At 68.4% G+C, this 18,879-nt stretch carries 12 protein-coding genes; 6 read left to right on the top strand and 6 right to left on the bottom strand.

The annotated features are described in order from the left end of the window. Positions 1-5 precede the first annotated feature (5 nt). The 4 genes from ACH4NX_RS19405 to ngcE form a co-directional block, all read right to left on the bottom strand. Positions 6-1,217, bottom strand: coding sequence for an ROK family transcriptional regulator (locus tag ACH4NX_RS19405; protein WP_351391512.1), 1,212 nt, complete (start codon positions 1,215-1,217; stop codon positions 6-8). Positions 1,218-1,448: 231 nt separating this feature from the next. Continuing rightward, positions 1,449-2,357, bottom strand: a complete 909-nt coding sequence (locus ACH4NX_RS19400) for a carbohydrate ABC transporter permease (RefSeq protein WP_351391509.1) — start codon at positions 2,355-2,357, stop codon at positions 1,449-1,451. Beyond that, positions 2,354-3,415 (bottom strand): carbohydrate ABC transporter permease, encoded by a 1,062-nt coding sequence (locus tag ACH4NX_RS19395; protein WP_398129295.1) that lies wholly within the window; start codon positions 3,413-3,415, stop codon positions 2,354-2,356. The genes ACH4NX_RS19400 and ACH4NX_RS19395 overlap by 4 nt, the downstream gene beginning before the upstream one ends. 7 nt (positions 3,416-3,422) lie before the next feature. Further along, entirely contained in the window at positions 3,423-4,835 is a 1,413-nt protein-coding gene (ngcE, locus tag ACH4NX_RS19390; RefSeq protein WP_351391506.1) for an N-acetylglucosamine/diacetylchitobiose ABC transporter substrate-binding protein, read from the bottom strand. Between the two features lie 647 nt (positions 4,836-5,482). Here ngcE and ACH4NX_RS19385 point away from each other — a divergent pair. Both ACH4NX_RS19385 and ACH4NX_RS19380 read left to right on the top strand, forming a co-directional pair. Further along, positions 5,483-9,292: a GH92 family glycosyl hydrolase gene (locus ACH4NX_RS19385; protein ID WP_398129296.1), complete on the top strand. Its 3,810-nt coding sequence runs from the start codon at positions 5,483-5,485 to the stop codon at positions 9,290-9,292. A 193-nt stretch (positions 9,293-9,485) separates the two neighbouring features. Next, the gene (locus ACH4NX_RS19380; protein ID WP_351391500.1) at positions 9,486-10,016 is read left to right on the top strand and encodes a hypothetical protein; all 531 of its coding nucleotides are present in this window, start codon (positions 9,486-9,488) and stop codon (positions 10,014-10,016) included. Between the two features lie 109 nt (positions 10,017-10,125). Here the strand turns inward: ACH4NX_RS19380 and acnA are convergent, their stop codons facing one another. Further along, complete coding sequence (gene acnA / locus ACH4NX_RS19375; protein WP_351391497.1) at positions 10,126-12,843, bottom strand: aconitate hydratase AcnA; 2,718 nt, start codon at positions 12,841-12,843, stop codon at positions 10,126-10,128. Between the two features lie 389 nt (positions 12,844-13,232). Between acnA and ACH4NX_RS19370 the strand changes: the two genes are divergently transcribed. The 4 genes from ACH4NX_RS19370 (at position 13,233) to ACH4NX_RS19355 (ending at position 17,978) form a co-directional block, all read left to right on the top strand. Beyond that, the gene (locus ACH4NX_RS19370; RefSeq protein ID WP_351391494.1) at positions 13,233-13,430 is read left to right on the top strand and encodes a DUF4236 domain-containing protein; all 198 of its coding nucleotides are present in this window, start codon (positions 13,233-13,235) and stop codon (positions 13,428-13,430) included. Positions 13,431-13,505: 75 nt separating this feature from the next. Further along, positions 13,506-15,035: a UDP-N-acetylglucosamine 1-carboxyvinyltransferase gene (locus ACH4NX_RS19365; RefSeq protein ID WP_279564869.1), complete on the top strand. Its 1,530-nt coding sequence runs from the start codon at positions 13,506-13,508 to the stop codon at positions 15,033-15,035. 542 nt (positions 15,036-15,577) lie between these two features. Further along, the gene (locus ACH4NX_RS19360) at positions 15,578-16,531 is read left to right on the top strand and encodes a hypothetical protein (RefSeq protein WP_398129297.1); all 954 of its coding nucleotides are present in this window, start codon (positions 15,578-15,580) and stop codon (positions 16,529-16,531) included. Positions 16,532-16,559: 28 nt separating this feature from the next. Next, positions 16,560-17,978 (top strand): hypothetical protein, encoded by a 1,419-nt coding sequence (locus ACH4NX_RS19355; protein WP_398129298.1) that lies wholly within the window; start codon positions 16,560-16,562, stop codon positions 17,976-17,978. Positions 17,979-18,294: 316 nt separating this feature from the next. Here ACH4NX_RS19355 and ACH4NX_RS19350 read toward each other — a convergent pair whose 3' ends face one another. Then, positions 18,295-18,807, bottom strand: coding sequence for a transglycosylase SLT domain-containing protein (locus ACH4NX_RS19350; RefSeq protein WP_398129299.1), 513 nt, complete (start codon positions 18,805-18,807; stop codon positions 18,295-18,297). Positions 18,808-18,879: the final 72 nt, after the last annotated feature.

Raw genomic sequence — 18,879 nt, 5'->3', positions numbered from 1 at the left:
GTGCTCTAAGTGAAGGCAGGAGTGGCCGCCGGCAGAACGCCGGTCGCAGTTCCGTCCAAAAGCGTCGAATCGCCCATCTCGCTGAGGGCGAGGGCGAGCGCTCCGAGCACCTCCGCACGCCCGCCGAGTGCCCCGGGGAGGACGGAGAGTTGACGCGCCGCACTGGGGATCGCGTAGCGGCCGACGGACTCCCGGATCGGGCCGAGCACCAGCTCACCGGCCTCGGCGAGATCGCCTCCGAGGACGACGCGGCTCGGGTTGAGCAGGTTGCAGAGGTTGGCGACTCCACTGCCGATGTGGCGGCCGACGTCGGCGATCACCCGACGGCAGCCCGGGTCGCCGTCCCTCGCCAGCCGCACGACGCCTTCCATCGTCAGCTCGGTGCCGTGGCTCGGCTGGAGGAGCGGGAGCACGTAGCGTGCGGACGCGAAGGTCTCCAGGCAGCCCCGGTTTCCGCAGCGGCAGACGGGACCGGCTTCGTCCAGCGTAATGTGCCCGATCTCGCCGGCCGTGCCGCCGGGTCCGCGGTAGATCTTGCCGTTGATCACCAGGCCCGCGCCGACGCCGCTGGCGACCTTGATGTACGCCAGGTCCCGCACCCCCCGGCCGCTGCCCCAGACCAGCTCGCCGAGGGCGCCGAGGTTGGCGTCGTTGTCCACGTGCACCGGCACGCCGAGCCGCCCCCGCAGCTCCTCGGCGGGCCGGGTGCCGCCCCAGCCGGGCAGGATGGCGGTCGAGCCCAGCGTCCCGGACTCCACGTCGATCGGTCCTGGCACGCCGAGGCCCACGCCGGCGATCTTGGAACGGTCGACGCCGGTCGCCGCGATCAGCCGGTTGACCAGCTGTTCCGCCCGGTCCAGGCCCTGCGCCGCGGAGGCGTCGACGTCCAGCGGCTCGGACTCCTCGGCGAGCACCTGGTGGGCGAGGTTCCCCACCGCGACACGCAGGTGCGTGTGCCCGAAGTCCACGCCGATGACGATGCCGGCGTCCCCGCTCAGGGAGACGCTGCGGGCCCGTCTGCCCCCCGCCGAGGTGGGCGTGACCTCGACCGTGCCGCCGTCCTTCAGCTCCCGAACGATATTGGAGACCGTCGCCGCGGACAGGCCCGTCGTCCTCGCGATCTCGGCCTGGGTCAACGAACCCGCAAGACGTACCGCTCGGACGACCCGCTCCAGGTTGGCTCGGTGCAGCGACGACTGCGACCCCGGAGTCTCCATTGACTCTCACCCTCATCCCTGGCCCGCGTCACCCTGTGGCGACCGGGCCTTGTACAAGTTATGAACTCCAAACTCCGCTGAATCGCCCAGTGACGTCAAGACCTTGAGAGGAATCGGTTCCAGGCCGTGTCCACGGCCGACTACCGGCGGTATACCACAGGGGCCCGGCCCCGGAGAGCTGTCTCTCCGGGGCCGGGCCCCTGCGTACGACGGGTGGAGCGGCGGTGGGGCTCAGCGGAAGGTGCCCTGCGACACCGAACCGGCGATCCGCCGCTGGAAGACGCAGTACACGATCAGTACGGGCACCACCGTGATCACGATCGCCGCGAACAGCGCGCCGTAGTCGATGTCGTAGACCTGCGAGGACGCGTAGGCGGCCATGCCCTGGGTGAGGACCCACATGTCCTGGTCGGTGTTGAGCGCCACCGGCAGCAGGAACTGGTTCCACAGGCCCAGGAAGTTGAAGATCGCCACCGCCGCCATGCCCGGACTGGCCATCGGCAGCATCACCTGGAAGAACGCCCGCCAGTCCCCGGCACCGTCGATCAGCGCGGCCTCGTACACGTCGTGCGGCAGCGACCGGAAGAACGAATAGAGGAAGAACATCGTGAACGGCAGCGCGAACGCGACATAGGTGAGGATCAGCCCGAGACGCGTGTTCAGCAGCCCGAAGTTCTGCAACTGGAAGAAGAGCGGAACGATCGCCAGGAAGACCGGGAAAGTCAGGCCGGCGAGCATCACGTAGTAGATCAGCCGGCGGCCGGGGAACTCGAACCGGGCGAGAACGTAGGCGCACATCGCGCCGAGCAGCATCACCAGGATCAGTGCCGAGACCACGACGATCACGGAATTCAGGAAGTACCTTCCGATGTTCGCGTCGGTCCACGCGTTCGCGTAGTTCTCGATCCGCCACTGATCCGGCAGCGAGAACGGCGACGAAAGGATCTCGCCGGTCGATTTGAACGACGACACCAGCACCCACAGCATGGGCACGATCACGATCACGGACCACAGGATCAGCATGGCGTGCGAGATCGCCGCGAATCTGCGGTCGCTGCTCGCGGCGACGCGCGTCAGATTCCGGTCTCTCGCCGGTTTCCGGTCACCGGCCGGCTTCCGGTCGGCGGCGATGACGCTCACCGGGCACCTCCCTTGGCTGCGGCACGCCGAGCTCTGGACCCAGGTGCTTTCCTCTTGCTCTCGCCCTCGCCGCCGCCCGTGAGGCGGTTGACGAGGAACACCAGCGCCGCGAACACCAGGGTGACGACGGCGAGGACGATGCCCATCGCGGTGGCGTAGCCGAACTGCTGCTTGGCGAAAGCGACGTTGAACAGACGCTGGCTGATCGTCAGGGTCGAGTTGTCCGGGCCGCCGTTCGGCACCATCGCCTGAACGTAGACGAACGCGTCGAGGGCGGCGATGCCCAGGTAGATGTACGCCGTCTGCACGCTGTCCCGGATCGCCGGCAAGGTGATCGAGATCGTGGTGCGCAGCCGGCCGGCCCCGTCGATCCTCGCCGCCTCGTACAGCTCGGCGGGAACGCCCTTGATCGCGGCGATGAAGAGCACCGCGTAGAACCCGACGAGCCCCCAGATGATGACGAACATCACGGACGGCATCGCGGTCGCCTTCTCGCCCAGCCACGCGAACGTGTCGAACCGGTCGAGGCCGAGGCCGGTGAGGACGCCGTTGAGCAGGCCGGCGTTCGGGTCGTACATCTGCGCCCAGATCAGACCGACGATGATCGCCGGCACGACGTAGGGGAAGAACGAGATGATCCGGTAGAACGACGCTCCCCGGATCCCGCGGACGGGGCCCCTGCTGGGCCCGCCCAGGGTGATGGCCACGGCGACCCCGAGGGCGAGCGTCAGCGTCACCAGCGGCACGAAGGCCGCGAGGAGTGCGACGTTGCGCAACGCCTTCAGGAAGATGTCGTCCTGGAACATCTTCGTGAAGTTGTCGAAGCCGACGAAGTTGTAGTCCGGGCTGAAGCCGCGCCAGTCGGTCATCCCCCAGAAGATCGCCTGGCCGAACGGGATCAGGACGAAGATCACGAAGATGGCCAGCGGGACACCGAGGAACGCGAGGAAGAACGTCACCCGGTCGAAGGTGAGCTTGCGGCGCCGTGGCCGCCCGCCGCGAGCGGCCGGCTCGGACCGGCGGCTCACGGCGTCGGAGGTGGTGATGTTGTCTTTCATCGCCGTACTAGCTGATCTTGATCTTGTCGATGGAGTCGTCTTCCTGGACCTTGTCGGAGATCTTCTGCAGGGCCGAGGTGAGGCCCTTGCGGTCGAGGTCGCCGGAGAGGAACGAGTTCCACGGCACCAACTGGTCGGTGTTCATGCCGTAGGCTTCGACGAACCTCCTCATGTCGTAGATGTTGTCGCCCGCGGCCTCGAGCATCGTCGTCTGGGAGACGAGGGCGGCCGATCCGAAGCCGTCGGCGGGCACGGTGCCCTTGACCACCGTCGGGGCCAGCTTCGTCTTGGAGAAGTTGGCGGCCGCCTTCTCCGACAGCATCGCCCGCAGCACTTCCTTGCCGCCGGCCGGGTTCTTGCCCTGCTTGGGCACGATGAAGGGCTCGCCGGCTGCGGCGTGGAGCGACTCGTAGGGAAGCTTCGGCTTGTCCGTGAGCGTCATCTCCGGGAACCCGGTCATCTGGAAGTCCTTCTTGGTGGCCTTCGCCATCTCGTTCTCGATCCAGCCACCGGACGGGTAGAGCAGCGCCTTCTGGTCGTTGCTCCAGATCGCCTGTGCCTTCTGGAACTGGGTGCCGGAGCCGCCGGGGACGAACATCTTCTCCTTGATCATGGTCTCCATGACCTTGAGGACGCCCTGGATGGCCGGATGCGACCAGGCGTTCTTCTCGAGATTGCCGAGCGCGAGCCGGACCTCGTCACCGCCCTCCTTGATCGCTGAGGCGAACAGCATCGTCTGGTAGTAGGTCGCGGCTTCCTTGCCGTGGACGAAGAGGTACTTGCCCTTCTTCTTCGCCTTCTGGCCGAGGTCGAGCGCCTCGTCCCAGGTCTTCGGCGGGGTCCAGTTGTTCTCCTCGAAGAGCGTCTTCGAGTACCAGACGCCGTACACCGTCATCACGTACCGGAGCGCGACGAACTTGCCGTTGTACGTTCCGGGGTCCTTGACGCCGGGGTAGACGAGGTCGGCGATCTTCTTGCCTTCGTAGGTGTTGGCCTCGAAGAGGTCGTCGAGCTCCTCCAACTGGTCGAGGATGCCGAGGAAGCCGATCTGATCCTCACCGGAGTTGTCGATGAGGTCCGGCGGGTTGCCGCCGACGAAGCGGGGCTGGAGCTGGGGGGCGATGTCGACGACCGGCTCGACCTGGACCTTGAGGCCCTTGACCTGGCTGCCGAGCACCTGGTTGGTGTAGTCGACGTAGTCGGTGCCGTAGCCGCCGTCGAAGATGGCCGCTTCGACCGTGGAGTCGGCGGCGACACCGAACGGGTTCGTGGCGCTCTTCTCGCCCTTCGGGCCGCCGTCGCCGTCGCCGTCCTCGCTGGAGGGAGAGCTGCACGCGACCGCGAACGAGCCCATCGCCGCGGTGGCGATGGCCCCCCGCAGGAGCGTCCGCCTGTCAAGAGAGCCGGCACGAATGGTCATCTCTGCATCCTCACTGATCGATTGGATCTGTACGGAAGTGCTGCGTGTGCGCCCGCCGTGGCCGGACCGGTTTTGCGCCGGCCGCACGTGGGGCGCTGTCGCCGTCGTCTCGGAGCCGCGGTGCGGCGCCGATGATCAGCTGAGTGATGCCGGCACAACAGTCGCCGGGGCCGGAGCGGCGGTCGCGCTCCGCCTGATCAGATCGCGATGGCCTACGCCGGTGGTGGATCCCATGCTCAAGTCCTCGCCTTCTCCAGGACTCAGGCGGTGAACCGGATCTTCCCCGGCACCGCGATCGGGTCACGCTGGGTCGTGCAGGAAGTGCGGGTACTGCTGTCGAACACCGCTGTTCGGGCGCTCTGGAGGTTGCTTTCGGCGTTCCCCCCGGATCCCCCTGATGGCCGACAGGTATAGTCCACTTACCGTCGGCGGAGCAAGATCGAATGCAAGGTTGGCGGTACGTCTTTTCCGAGTTGAGACCTCCCGGAAATATGAATGGCCTGTGTGCCACTTGCCGGAAGAATCCCCGGCATAAGCCCCGAACGCCACATCCAACACCCTTGACATCACATGTCACTTGACCCCTACTGGTCCTTGCGCAATTGAGTTGACAACGTTGTCCCCAGCGCAGGAGGGGTGGCCAGGGCATGCAGTACAGAGTTCGGCACAGATGGGGTCCGGCGGTCGTGATGACGACCGCCTTCGCTTTGGCGGTGGGTTCACAGGGGGCGGCGGTCGCGCTGCCCACCGCACCCGCCGAGACCGACCGGGAGTTCGCGTCCTCGTTCGAGGCGGATGACCCGGTTCCGGACTGGATCAGCACCGTGGACACCGATCCGGACGGCGGCAAGCGGTCCGCGGGGGTGGACGGCGGGTACAGCACCGGGATACCGGGCAACGTCACCGACCGCGTCACCGGCGTCCGGGCGAGCGCGGAGAACACGGGCGGCGGGGAGGTGAAGGAGAACCTCTTCGACAACGAACCCACCACCAAGTGGCTGACCTTCGCGCCGACCGGCTGGGTCGAGTTCGACCTGGACGAACCGGCGAAGATCACCAAGTACGCGCTCACCTCGGCCAACGACCACTCCGAGCGCGACCCCGAGGACTGGACGCTGAAGGGCTCCGCCGACGGGGAGAACTGGCGGACGCTGGACACCCGGTCCGGAGAGTCCTTCGACGAGCCGTTCCACACCAAGACGTACGAGCTCGCGGAAGTGGCCGAGTTCCAGCACTTCCGGCTGGAGGTCACCCGGAACAACGGGGCCGGCGACGCGCTCCAGCTCGCCGACGTCCAGCTGGCCACCGCCGCCACCGACACGCCCGTCCCCGAGGACATGCTGTCCCTCGTCGACACCGGCCCGAGCGGCTCGCCGACCGCCAAGGCGCACGCCGGCTTCACCGGCAGGCACGCCCTCCAGTACGCGGGCCGGCACACCGCGGACGGCCGCGCGTACTCGTACAACAAGGTCTTCGACGTCGACGTGAAGGTCGACCGCCGCACGGAGCTGTCCTACAAGGTCTTCCCCTCGATGAGGGACGGCGACCTCGACTACGACGCCACCAACGTCGCGGTCGACCTCGCCTTCACCGACGGCACCTATCTGAGCGACCTGAAGGCGACCGACCAGCACGGTTTCCCGTTGACGCCGCGCGGTCAGGGCGACGCCAAGGTGCTGTACGTCAACCAGTGGAACAGCGTGCGGTCGGGGATCGGGTCGGTCGCGGCCGGCAAGACCGTCGACCGGATCCTGGTGGCGTACGACTCCCCCAAGGGGCCGGCGAAGTTCCGCGGCTGGCTGGACGACGTGGCGATCGAGCGCGTCAGGCCCGAGCGGCCGAAGGCGCATCTGTCCGACTACGCGCTGACCACCCGCGGCACCAACTCCAGCGGCAGCTTCTCCCGCGGCAACAACTTCCCGGCGACCGCCGTGCCGCACGGATTCAACTTCTGGACGCCGGTGACCAACGCCGGTTCGCTGAACTGGATCTACGACTACGCGCGCGGCAACAACGCGGACAACCTGCCCACGCTCCAGGCGTTCGGCGCGAGCCACGAGCCGAGCCCGTGGATGGGCGAGCGGCAGACCTTCCAGGTGATGCCGTCCGCCGCCTCCGGCACCCCGGACACCGGCCGGGACGCCCGTGAGCTGCCCTTCAGGCACGAGAACGAGACCGCCCGGCCGTACTACTACGGGGTGCGGTTCGAGAACGGCCTGAAGGCCGAGATGGCGCCGACCGACCACGCGGCGATGATGCGCTTCACCTACCCCGGTGACGACGCGAGCGTGATCTTCGACAACGTCAACGACCAGGGCGGCCTGACCCTGGACGAGGAGACCGGCACCTTCAGCGGCTACTCGGACGTCAAGTCCGGCGGCTCCGCGGGCGCCACCCGCCTCTTCGTCTACGGCGAGTTCGACTCCAAGGTCACCGGCGGCGACTCGAGCGGCGTCACCGGCCACCTGCGCTTCGACGCGGGCCGGGACCGCACCGTGACGATGCGCATCGCGACCTCGCTGATCGGCGTCGACCAGGCCGAGGACAACCTGCGCCAGGAGATCCCGAAGCGCGCCTCCTTCGACAAGGTCAAGCGCGACGCCCAGAAGCAGTGGGACCGCATCCTCGGCAAGGTGAAGGTCGAGGGCGCCACGCAGGACCAGCTGACCACGCTGTACTCCAGCCTCTACCGGCTCTACCTGTACCCGAACGCGGGCCACGAGAAGGTCGACGGGAAGTACAAGTACGCCTCCCCCTTCTCGGACGCCGACAAGGAAGACACCCCGACCCGGACCGGCGCCAAGATCGTGGACGGCAAGGTCTACGTCAACAACGGCTTCTGGGACACCTACCGGACCACCTGGCCCGCGTACTCCTTCCTGACCCCGTCCAAGGCCGGTGAGCTGGTCGACGGCTTCGTGCAGCACTACAAGGACGGCGGCTGGACCTCGCGCTGGTCCTCCCCGGGCTACGCGGACCTGATGACCGGCACCTCCTCGGACGTGGCCTTCGCCGACGCGTACGTCAAGGGCGTCGACGACTTCGACGTGAAGGCGGCGTACGACGCGGCCGTCAAGAACGCCACCGTGGTGCCCCCGTCGTCCGCCGTGGGCCGCAAGGGCATGGAGACCTCGCCGTTCCTCGGCTACACCGGCACCGAGACGCACGAGGGCATGTCGTGGGCGCTGGAGGGCTACCTCAACGACTACGGCATCGCGAAGATGGGCGAGAAGCTCTACAAGGAGACCGGCGAGAAGCGGTACAAGGAGGAGTCGGCGTACTTCCTCGACCGCGCCCAGGACTACGTCAACATGTTCGACTCGAAGGCCGGCTTCTTCCAGGGCAAGGACCTGGCGGGCGACTGGCGCGTGGACTCCGAGAAGTACGACCCGCGCGTGTGGGGCCACGACTACACGGAGACCAACGGCTGGGGCTACGCCTTCACCGCCCCGCAGGACAGCCGGGGCCTGGCCAACCTGTACGGCGGCCGGGACGGCCTCGGTGACAAGCTCGACGAGTACCTCACCACCCCGGAGACGGCCTCCCCGGAGTTCAAGGGCTCCTACGGCGGTGTCATCCACGAGATGACCGAGGCGCGCGACGTCCGGATGGGCATGTACGGGCACTCCAACCAGGTCGCCCACCACGCCCTGTACATGTACGACGCGGCCGGGCAGCCCCACAAGACGCAGAAGAACGTCCGCGAGGTGCTCTCCCGCCTGTACACCGGCAGCGACATCGGCCAGGGGTACCACGGTGACGAGGACAACGGCGAGCAGTCGGCCTGGTACCTCTTCTCCGCGCTCGGCTTCTACCCGCTGGTGATGGGCAGCGGCGAGTACGCCATCGGCTCCCCGCTGTTCACCAAGGCGACCGTCGAGCTGGAGAACGGCCGCAAGCTGGTCGTCAAGGCGCCGAAGAACAGCACGGAGAACGTCTACGTGCAGGGACTGAAGGTCAACGGCAAGCGCTGGAACTCGACTTCGCTCCCCCACTCGCTGATCGCGAAGGGCGGCGTCCTGGAGTTCGACATGGGCCCGCGGCCGTCGAAGTGGGGCACCGGCGACAACGCCGCCCCGGTGTCGATCACCGAGGACGACGAGGTGCCGACCCCGCGCGCGGACGCGATCGAGGCCGAGGGCGCCCTGTTCGACGACACGTCGGCGACCGACGCGAGCGTGACGTCGGTGGAGCTGCCGGTGTCCGAGAAGGGCGCCGAGGCGGTCCAGTACACCCTGACGTCGTCGGCGGACCGGACGAAGGCACCGACCGGCTGGAAGCTCCAGGGCTCGGCCGACGGCACGACCTGGCGGACGCTGGACCAGCGCTCGGGCGAGTCCTTCGCCTGGGACCGGCAGACCCGGGCGTTCTCGGTGAGGTCGCCGGGGACGTACCAGAAGTACCGCCTGGTCCTGGACGGGGAGCACACGCTGGCGGAGGTGGAACTGCTGGCGTGAGCGGGACGAGGCCGGCGTCAGCGGATGAGGCCGGCGTGAGCGGGTGAGACACCGTGGCGGGTCCGGGCTTGTGGCCCGAACCCGCCACTCCCCCGTGCCGACCCATTCCCCGTACGTGACGGATGCCCCACAATGAGCGGGCGCCACCGGCGGACGCCGGCCGGCGCCTCACACGCATGCCGAGGGGGAACACATGCGGACGAGCATCGGCAAACGGTTCACGGGTCTGGTCACGGGCGCGCTGCTGGCGGCGGGGGCCCTGTTCGCGACGGCGACGCCGGCCCAGGCGTACGACCCCGATCCCAGCGTCTCCACGTACTACCGCAACACCAGCGGCTGCCCGTGCAGCGGCGGCAGCCTCACCGACCCGTTCGACGGCACCTACTTCGCGCACGACGCGGGCGGCACCGCCGTCAAGATGGAGCTGAACGACGCGGGCTGGTTCGTCGGCAAGGTGGAGTTCCACCCGAGCGGCGAGAAGCTCTGGATCTACGACACCAAGAACGACGGCGACACCTTCTACGTGGCCGTCGGCTACTCGTCCGGCGGCTCCTACCACGACCTGGGCACCTTCTCGGCGCCGGGCACCTCGGAGACCGTCGACCTCACGGTGAAGAACCTCAGCATCCCGGACGGCGCGTCGGTCGACATCACCGTGTACGACGGGGCCGGCCGCGCCGACTACATCGCCGCCGCACGCGGCACCGGCGGAGCGGTCGCCTGACGGCACCCGGAGGCGCACCGGTGGTCACCCCTCCGTGCCGTACCGGAACGCGCGCGGGGCCGCACCCCCGTCGCCGGGGATGCGGCCCTGAACCGCTGTGCCGTACCGCCTACTTGCGGATCAGGCTGCGCAGCACGTACTGCAGGATGCCGCCGTTGCGGTAGTAGTCCGCCTCGCCCGGGGTGTCGATGCGGACGACCGCGTCGAACTCGACGCCGGTGTCGGTGGTGACCTTCACCGTGCGCGGGGTGGTGCCCTCGTTGAGCTCGGTGACGCCGGAGACGGAGAAGGCCTCCTCGCCGGTCAGGCCGAGGGACTCGGCGGTGTGGCCCTCCGGGAACTGGAGCGGCAGGACGCCCATGCCGATGAGGTTCGAGCGGTGGATGCGCTCGTACGACTCGGCGATGACGGCCTTGACGCCGAGGAGCGCGGTGCCCTTGGCGGCCCAGTCGCGGGACGAGCCGGAGCCGTACTCCTTGCCGGCCAGGACGACGAGCGGGACGCCCTGCTCGATGTAGTTGCGGGAGGCGTCGTAGATGAACGACACCGGACCGCCGTCCTGGGTGAAGTCGCGGGTGTAGCCGCCCTCGGTGCCCGGCGCGATCTGGTTGCGCAGGCGGATGTTGGCGAACGTACCGCGGATCATGATCTCGTGGTTGCCGCGGCGCGAGCCGTAGCTGTTGAAGTCGCGGCGCTCGACGCCGTGCTCCGTCAGGTACTTGCCGGCCGGGGTGTCGGCCTTGATCGCACCGGCCGGGGAGATGTGGTCGGTGGTGACCGAGTCGCCCAGCTTGGCCAGCACCCGGGCGCCGGAGATGTCCTCCACCGGGGCCGGCTCCATGCCCATGCCCTCGAAGTACGGGGGCTTGCGCACGTAGGTGGACTCGCTGTCCCACTCGAACGTGTCGCCGGTCGGGATGGACAGCGCCTGCCACTGGGCGTCGCCCGCGAAGACGTCGCTGTAGGACTTGGAGAACATGTCCTCGCCGATGGTGTTGGCGACGACGTCGTTGACCTCGGCCTCGGTCGGCCAGATGTCCTTCAGGAAGACCGGGTTGCCGTCCTGGTCGGCACCGAGGGCGTCCTTGGTGATGTCGACCTTCATGGAGCCCGCGAGGGCGTAGGCGACGACCAGCGGCGGGGACGCCAGGTAGTTCATCTTGACGTCGGGGTTGATCCGGCCCTCGAAGTTGCGGTTGCCGGAGAGCACCGAGGTGACGGCCAGGTCGTGGTCGTTGACGGCCTTGGAGACCTCGTCCGGCAGCGGGCCGGAGTTGCCGATGCAGGTGGTGCAGCCGTAGCCGACGAGGTTGAAGCCGACCTTGTCGAGGTACGGGGTCAGGCCCGCCTTCTCGAAGTAGTCGGTGACGACCTTGGAGCCCGGGGCGAGGGTGGTCTTGACCCAGGGCTTGCGGGTCAGGCCCTTCTCGACCGCCTTCTTGGCCACCAGGGCGGCGGCGACCATGACGTACGGGTTGGAGGTGTTGGTGCAGGAGGTGATGGCCGCGACCGTCACCGCACCGTGGTCCAGCTCGTAGGTCGTGCCGTCGGGGGCGGTGACCGGGACCGGGTTGGACGGGGCGCCGTTCGGGGTGACGGCCGGGGAGTCGGAGGCCGGGAAGGACTCCTTGCCCGCCTCGTCCACCACGTCCACGTAGTTCAGGACGTCCTGCTTGAACTGCTGGGCGGCGTTCGCGAGGACGATGCGGTCCTGCGGGCGCTTCGGGCCGGCGATGGAGGGCACGACCGTGGAGAGGTCGAGCTCCAGCTTCTCGGAGAAGTCCGGCTCGGCCTTCGGGTCCAGCCAGAGGCCCTGCTGCTTGGCGTACGCCTCGACGAGGGCGACCTGCTGGTCGCTGCGGCCGGTCAGGCGCATGTAGTTCAGCGTCTCGTCGTCGATCGGGAAGATCGCGGCGGTGGAGCCGAACTCCGGCGACATGTTGCCGATGGTGGCGCGGTTGGCCAGCGACGTGGCGGCGACACCCTCACCGTAGAACTCGACGAACTTGCCGACGACGCCGTGCTTGCGCAGCATCTCGGTGATCGTGAGGACCAGGTCGGTGGCGGTGGTGCCGGGCGTCAGCTCGCCGGTCAGCTTGAAGCCGACGACGCGCGGGATCAGCATGGAGACCGGCTGGCCGAGCATCGCGGCCTCGGCCTCGATGCCGCCGACGCCCCAGCCGAGGACGCCGAGGCCGTTGACCATGGTGGTGTGCGAGTCGGTGCCGACCAGGGTGTCGGGGTAGGCCTTGCCGTCACGGGTCATGACGACGCGGGCCAGGTGCTCGATGTTCACCTGGTGGACGATGCCGGTGCCCGGCGGGACGACCTTGAACTCGTCGAACGCGGTCTGGCCCCAGCGCAGGAACTGGTAGCGCTCCTTGTTGCGGCCGTACTCCAGGTCGACGTTCTGCTTGAAGGCGTCGTTGGTGCCGAACTTGTCGGCGATGACGGAGTGGTCGATGACCAGCTCGGCCGGGGCCAGCGGGTTGATCTTCGCCGCGTCACCGCCGAGCTCCTTGACGGCCTCGCGCATGGTGGCGAGGTCGACGACACAGGGCACGCCGGTGAAGTCCTGCATGATCACTCGGGCCGGCGTGAACTGGATCTCCTGCGACGGCTGGGCCTGCGAGTCCCAGCCGCCCAGGGCGCGGATGTGGTCGGCGGTGATGTTCGCGCCGTCCTCGGTGCGGAGGAGGTTCTCCAGCAGCACCTTCAGGCTGTAGGGAAGGCGCGCGGAGCCCTCGACCTTGTCCAGCCGGAAGATCTCGTACGACTCGTCGCCCACCTGCAGTGTGCTGCGGGCGTCGAAGCTGTTCGCCGACACGACAGTCTCCTTCATTTATGTGCGCGTACCACCGCATCCTGCCGCCACGCCACCCTGGCCGATCCGCTAAGGTAGGGCTAACTTAGGCAAGCCTTACCATCAGATCCGACAGCGGCGTTCGACTGCGGTGCGCCTCGGCAGATATCTCGATGTCGAGATAACTCTAGTACATAGGGGCGAGCTGGTCATGCCCGGGCGCGGTGTGGCGTGCTGTGGCACGCCACAGCGTGCTGCGGCGTGCTGTGGCGTGCACCCCACCCCGGAGCCGCCCCGGTCTCACCCGGGAACCGCCCCGACCCCTCCCGAGTGACCCGCCCGGCCATCAGTACGCCGAACGGGGGTATCCGATGCGAGCCGGGAACACCCGGCGCGACTCGGAAGGAGACACGATGCCCCTCACGTTCCGCAAGAGTTTCCGGATCCTCCCCGGAGTACGGCTGAACATCAACAAACGTTCCTGGTCCATCACGACCGGCGGCAAGAACGGCCCGCGCCACACCCGCAGCAGCACTGGACGTCGTACGACATCGATGGATTTGCCCGGACCTTTCGGATGGCGGCGCACCCGCTCGACCAGGCATCATTGAGGCGACGTTGACGTCCCATCACCCCGACGGACCCCCCGAGAGGCGCCATCTCATATCTGAGATAGCCTCGACCTCATGGCAGACGACTACCTCGTACGCATCGGCAAGCTCATCCGTGACGCCCGGCAGCACCGGGGCTGGACACAGTCACAGCTCGCGGAGGCGCTCGGCACCAGTCAGAGCGCCGTCAACCGCATCGAGCGCGGCAACCAGAACATCAGCCTTGAGATGATCGCCCGCATCGGCGAAGCGCTGGACAGCGAAATCGTCTCCCTCGGCTACTCGGGTCCGATGCACCTGCGTGTGGTCGGCGGCCGGCGTCTCTCCGGCGCCATCGACGTCAAGACCAGCAAGAACGCCTGCGTGGCCCTGCTGTGCGCCTCGCTGCTCAACAAGGGGCGCACGGTGCTGCGCCGCGTCGCCCGCATCGAGGAGGTCTACCGCCTCCTGGAGGTGCTGAACTCCATCGGCGTGCGCACCCGCTGGATCAACGACGGCACCGACCTGGAGATCGTGCCGCCGGCCCAGCTGGACATGGAGGCCATCGACGCCGAGGCCGCCGTCCGCACCCGCTCGATCATCATGTTCCTCGGCCCGCTGCTGCACCGCATGGACCGCTTCCGGCTGCCCTACGCCGGCGGCTGCGACCTCGGCACCCGGACCATCGAGCCGCACATGATCGCGCTGCGCCGCTTCGGCCTGGACGTCGCCGCGACCGAGGGCCACTACCACGCGGTGGTCGACCGTCAGGTACGCCCGGACCGCCCGATCGTGCTGACCGAGCGGGGCGACACGGTCACCGAGAACGCGCTCCTCGCCGCCGCCCGCCACGACGGCGTCACCGTCATCCGCAACGCCTCCTCCAACTACATGGTCCAGGACCTCTGCTTCTTCCTGGAGGCCCTCGGCGTCCGCGTCGAAGGCATCGGCACCACCACCCTCACCGTGCACGGCATGCCGGTCATCGACGCCGACGTGGACTACTCCCCCTCCGAGGACCCGGTGGAGGCGATGAGCCTGCTCGCCGCCGCCGTGGTCACGGAGTCGGAGCTGACGGTCCGCCGCGTCCCCATCGAGTTCCTGGAGATCGAGCTGGCGGTCCTGGAGGAGATGGGCCTCGACCACGACCGCACCCCGGAGTACTTCGCCGACAACGGCCGCACGCGCCTGGTGGACCTCACCGTCCGCCCCTCCAAACTCGAAGCGCCGATCGACAAGATCCACCCCATGCCCTTCCCGGGCCTGAACATCGACAACGTCCCCTTCTTCGCGGCCATCGCGGCCTCGGCCCAGGGCCAGACCCTCATCCACGACTGGGTCTACGACAACCGCGCCATCTACCTGACCGACCTCAACCGCCTCGGCGGCCGACTCCAGCTCCTGGACCCCCACCGCGTCCTGGTCGAGGGCCCCACCCGCTGGCGCGCCGCCGAGATGATGTGCCCGCCGGCCCTGCGCCCCGCCGTGGTGGTCCTGCTGGCGATGATGGCGGCCGAGGGCACGTCGGTGCTGCGCAACGTGTACGTCATCAACCGGGGGTACGAGGACCTGGCCGAGCGGCTGAACTCGATCGGGGCGCAGATCGAGATCTTCCGGGACATCTGAACGGCACGGCGTCGTGCCCCTTGGAGGCAAGGGGCACGACACCTCAACATGCCAGCTGACCTGCGGATACTCACCTTCACTACCCTCCACTGATCACTGTTGTTTTTCAGCACCTTGTGCAACGCACGTGCAAGATGATCTTGAATGGCTGACGATACGCCAGGAGTTTCTGAGTGTCCGTCAGCCATCACGGAGGGTTGTCGCCGAAGTGGCCGTGCCGGCGCCTTCCGGTACGCGGGCAGCAGGGGCGTTCAGTCGGCCGCGTTACAGGAAGTGTTCACCGAATGCGCGGAACAGCTTCCCGAGGCCCGTAGGCAGATCGAGGACGGCAAGTACCGCCTGGACCTGCCGCTGGGAATGCGAACGGAGTACGACCGATGACGTCCGCCACGGCCGCGCAGGCCGACCTGGTCTCGCAGACCATCCCCGATGACACGCCGGTCTTCGGCGGGCACCGGAACCTGATCGCGGGCGTTGAGATCCCGTTGTTCGGATAGAGCCGCTCGTGGCCCGGCGACTGCCTGCGACGGCCGACCAACCGGGTGAAGAGTGCCTGGCAGGCGTCGTTCCCCACCGATCCGCTCTGGAATCTGCGGACCCGGGAAGTCGTCTTCGGGATGCTCAACTGCACCCACAGGATCCTTCGGGACGCGGGGCTGTTCTTCCAGGCCGAGACCTGGGGCATGAGCTCGGCGATGGAGACGTGCGACAAGATGCGGCTCATCGCCAAATGGGCGGTCGAGCAGCAGATACCGCAAGACTTGGCCGACTGGGTGGCGGACGACTGGCAGGACTACCTGGACCATCACGCCCTCACCTCCGGGACATCGACGCTGGCCAACGATGTCCGTACGATCCGCTTCCTCAGGGCGTTCGCTCCGATCCTGTCCGGCGGGGGCCTGCTGGACGATCCCTGGCCGGGCAGGACCGCCGCGGACGTCGCCCAGCGCACGAGCAGGGGAGAGCTGTCCACCCCGGAAATTCCCCCTGCGATCTGGTGGCCGCTGATGAGGGCGGCCTGGTTCTACATCGACCAGTGGGCACCGCAGATCCTCGAACGCCGGGACCAACGGGCCGCGGCCACCGAGGCCGCGACGCCAGGCCTACCGCACGCAGGACCTGGACGCCAAAATCGCCACCTGGGAGCAGGACCCCACCAGTTTGGTGCCCGTCCACGCCAGGGACTTCCGCGGCTATCGCGCAGGCAGCGTCATGTGGTCGACGCTGGGCCTGTGGATCACCGACGGCATCAGCAGCCACGTCTTCGTGGGCGGCCGAAACTCCGAACGCCATCAGATGCGCGCCAGGGCATGGTGCAGCGGCTGGTGGATGCCGGCCGAGCGCGTCCCATCACGGCCGAGGAGGGCCGGGCGGCCCTCGGTGATATCCCTCGGCATGTCCGGGCCCGCAACCGACGGCCCAAGGAACTGGACGCACAAGTCCGTGCCTGGCGTGTCCGCTCTTCTCACCGACCCCTCGGCCAAAGCTGCGACTGATGTCCGTGCCCCATGACAGGCTGTCGGCGTGATCATGCAGCCCCCTCACGACGCGGCCGACTTCGCCTTCAGTCCGACCGACGCCCTGGACATACCCGTCGTCATACGCGACTTCAGCTCGCTGCGGCGGCCCTCCGAGGCTCTGTGGAGGGGTGCCACCCAGCCGTGGCCGGGGGTGGCAGACATGCCTTCGTACGGGACCTACCTGGCGACCACGACCTGGCGGCAGGTCCTCCTCGCGGCCAAGGGCGTCGGGCGCGACCTGACCCCGTGGCTGAGCCGCACCCCCTGGCTCGCCGTAAACGAGCTCATCTCCCGTACCGCCCCCCTTCAGGCCTACCTCCAGCTCAAGGACGTGCCCGCACCCGCGCCCGCAGCCGGCCGCAGGCTCTTCGTGAACGCCCTCTACCAGTACGGCAGTGAGCGCAGCGCCCACTCCGCCTTCGGCTACCACTTGGGCATGACGATGGCGCACTGGCTCTGCGCCGGGATGGCTGGCCTGGGAAGCACCTGGCATCTCGAAGCCGGAGGTCCGGGCGGCCTGCCCGGCTTCACCGACCCGGCTGCCAAGCTGCCCGACCTGTGGGGCAATCACCACGCCGCCGGCCTGCCCTGGCTGATCGAGGCGAAGGCAGCCCGTGCACTCGGCGCAGGCGTGCTGAAGAACGGGAGGGTCCAGTTGGACGGTGGCAGCGCCCTCATGCCCGGCTTGGCACACCGGCAGGTCCTCTGCGGCACGTCGCTGCCCGGCAATAGGCCCGATAAGTGGGAGCAGGACCATCTGTTCCTGGCTCTGCATACGGCCCACCCCCACGGCGGGCCGCAGACCGGCGCCTCCCCGGCCGGCAGTCCGCAAGGCGACGCGGAGGATTACGTCGCCGATGACCCCGAGGCCCTGATGGCCGTTACCCGGCAGCAGCTCCTGACGTACCAGGCCTTGGCCTTCGGAGCCGTGGAGCAGCGGCGCGTCGTCCCGATGAGCCGTGACCGTACGGATCGCGGGCGTCACCGCACCGGTTCCCTGACACTGCTGGAGCACGACGAATCCACCACCGGCCTGCGCCGTCGGCTGCGCGCGCAGCAGGTGGACACCGAGGGGAGCCTGGCGTCGCACACGGACGCACGGCGGCGCCTACCAGCAAGGTCCGTCGCCTCGACGAGGGTCACGTGCTCCGCCGGCCACAGGTACTCACCCCGACTCACCTGGAACACCGGGAACAGCCACTGCGTGTCTCGGTCGGGCTCGATGAAATCTGGAGCGAGCCCTGCTGGTGGGCGGACACCCGGCGGACCTGATGCTCACCGACGCCGGCGAGAACACGGCGGTGGTCATCGACCCGGACCGGCCCGGCGCGAACCCGCGCAGCACCTTCGACTCCGCTACACGCGAGGCGACCTGCTCACCGCCTGCCCTCTGGGGGCCACGGCGGCAGACCCTGTTTGGTGAGCCGGACGGTGCGGGTGCCCACCTGGCGATCTTGCTGGGCGAGACCGCGCCGGCACGGCTGTTCGACTGAGCCGCGTGCAGGGCCTGGCCCGGTCCCTCGGAGCCTGCCGACGGCCCGCTCAACCGTCGGACAGGCTCCGTACGGCCGTAGGGGGCGTGATGGCACCTCTGGGGCTTTCTGGGACGCTCGGGGTGCGACGCGGGCGGGGCCGGAGGGACGTGTCGTTCCTCCGGCCCCGCCGTGCTGCCTGGGCCCCGCCGGCCTCCGCGCGGGACCGGTTGTCCCGGGGGCTCAGGCGGTCGGTGGGTCCGCCGGTCAGTAGGCGGAGTCGACGTTGTCCATGGAGCCGTACTTGTCGGCCGCGTAGTTGCAGGCGGCGACGATGTTGGCGACCGGGTCGGTGATGGAGTCCTTCGTGCCCTTGACGTGGTAGGCGTCGAAGGTGGGCTGGATCGTCTGGAGCAGGCCCTTCGAGGGGATGCCGTTCTGGGCGTTGATGTCCCAGCTGTTCTGTGCGTTCGGGTTGCCGGACGACTCGCGCATGATGTTGCGGTGCAGGCCGTCGTAGGTGCCCGGGATGTTCTTGGCGTCCATGACGTCCAGGGCGGTGCGGATCCAGCCGTCGAGGTCGTCGCCGTGCTTCTTCTCGCCGGCCTTGACGATGGCCTCGACCTTGTCGGTCTGGGCCTGCGCGGTGGATGCCTTGGCCGGCTCGGCGGCGTGTGCCGGGCTCGGGGCGAGGGCGAGAGTGACGGCGGCGGCGCCCGCAGCGGCGAGGGAGGCCACGGCGGACTTGCGGAAGTCGGGGCGGCGCATGATGGCGTGCACGGGTGTACCTCTCCATTCGGGAACGTGATGGGGAGGCCGACGGGGGGTCGGCGACGCGGTGTCCGCGTTGGA

The organism is Streptomyces sp. NPDC017225 (genome assembly GCF_044331465.1).
Classification (GTDB): Bacteria; Actinomycetota; Actinomycetes; order Streptomycetales; family Streptomycetaceae; genus Streptomyces.
Note: the sequence above shows the minus strand (reverse complement) of the source record. Positions and strands in the feature narration are given on the sequence as shown.

What these genes read in the sequence shown, in the direction of transcription:
- ACH4NX_RS19395 (WP_398129295.1), bottom strand. Translation starts at nt 3,415, where the DNA reads ATGAAAGACAACATCACCACCTCCGACGCCGTGAGCCGCCGGTCCGAG.
- ACH4NX_RS19365 (WP_279564869.1), top strand. Translation starts at nt 13,506, where the DNA reads ATGGCAGACGACTACCTCGTACGCATCGGCAAGCTCATCCGTGACGCC.
- ACH4NX_RS19385 (WP_398129296.1), top strand. Translation starts at nt 5,483, where the DNA reads ATGCAGTACAGAGTTCGGCACAGATGGGGTCCGGCGGTCGTGATGACG.
- ACH4NX_RS19380 (WP_351391500.1), top strand. Translation starts at nt 9,486, where the DNA reads ATGCGGACGAGCATCGGCAAACGGTTCACGGGTCTGGTCACGGGCGCG.
- ACH4NX_RS19405 (WP_351391512.1), bottom strand. Translation starts at nt 1,217, where the DNA reads ATGGAGACTCCGGGGTCGCAGTCGTCGCTGCACCGAGCCAACCTGGAG.
- ngcE (WP_351391506.1), bottom strand. Translation starts at nt 4,835, where the DNA reads ATGACCATTCGTGCCGGCTCTCTTGACAGGCGGACGCTCCTGCGGGGG.
- ACH4NX_RS19370 (WP_351391494.1), top strand. Translation starts at nt 13,233, where the DNA reads ATGCCCCTCACGTTCCGCAAGAGTTTCCGGATCCTCCCCGGAGTACGG.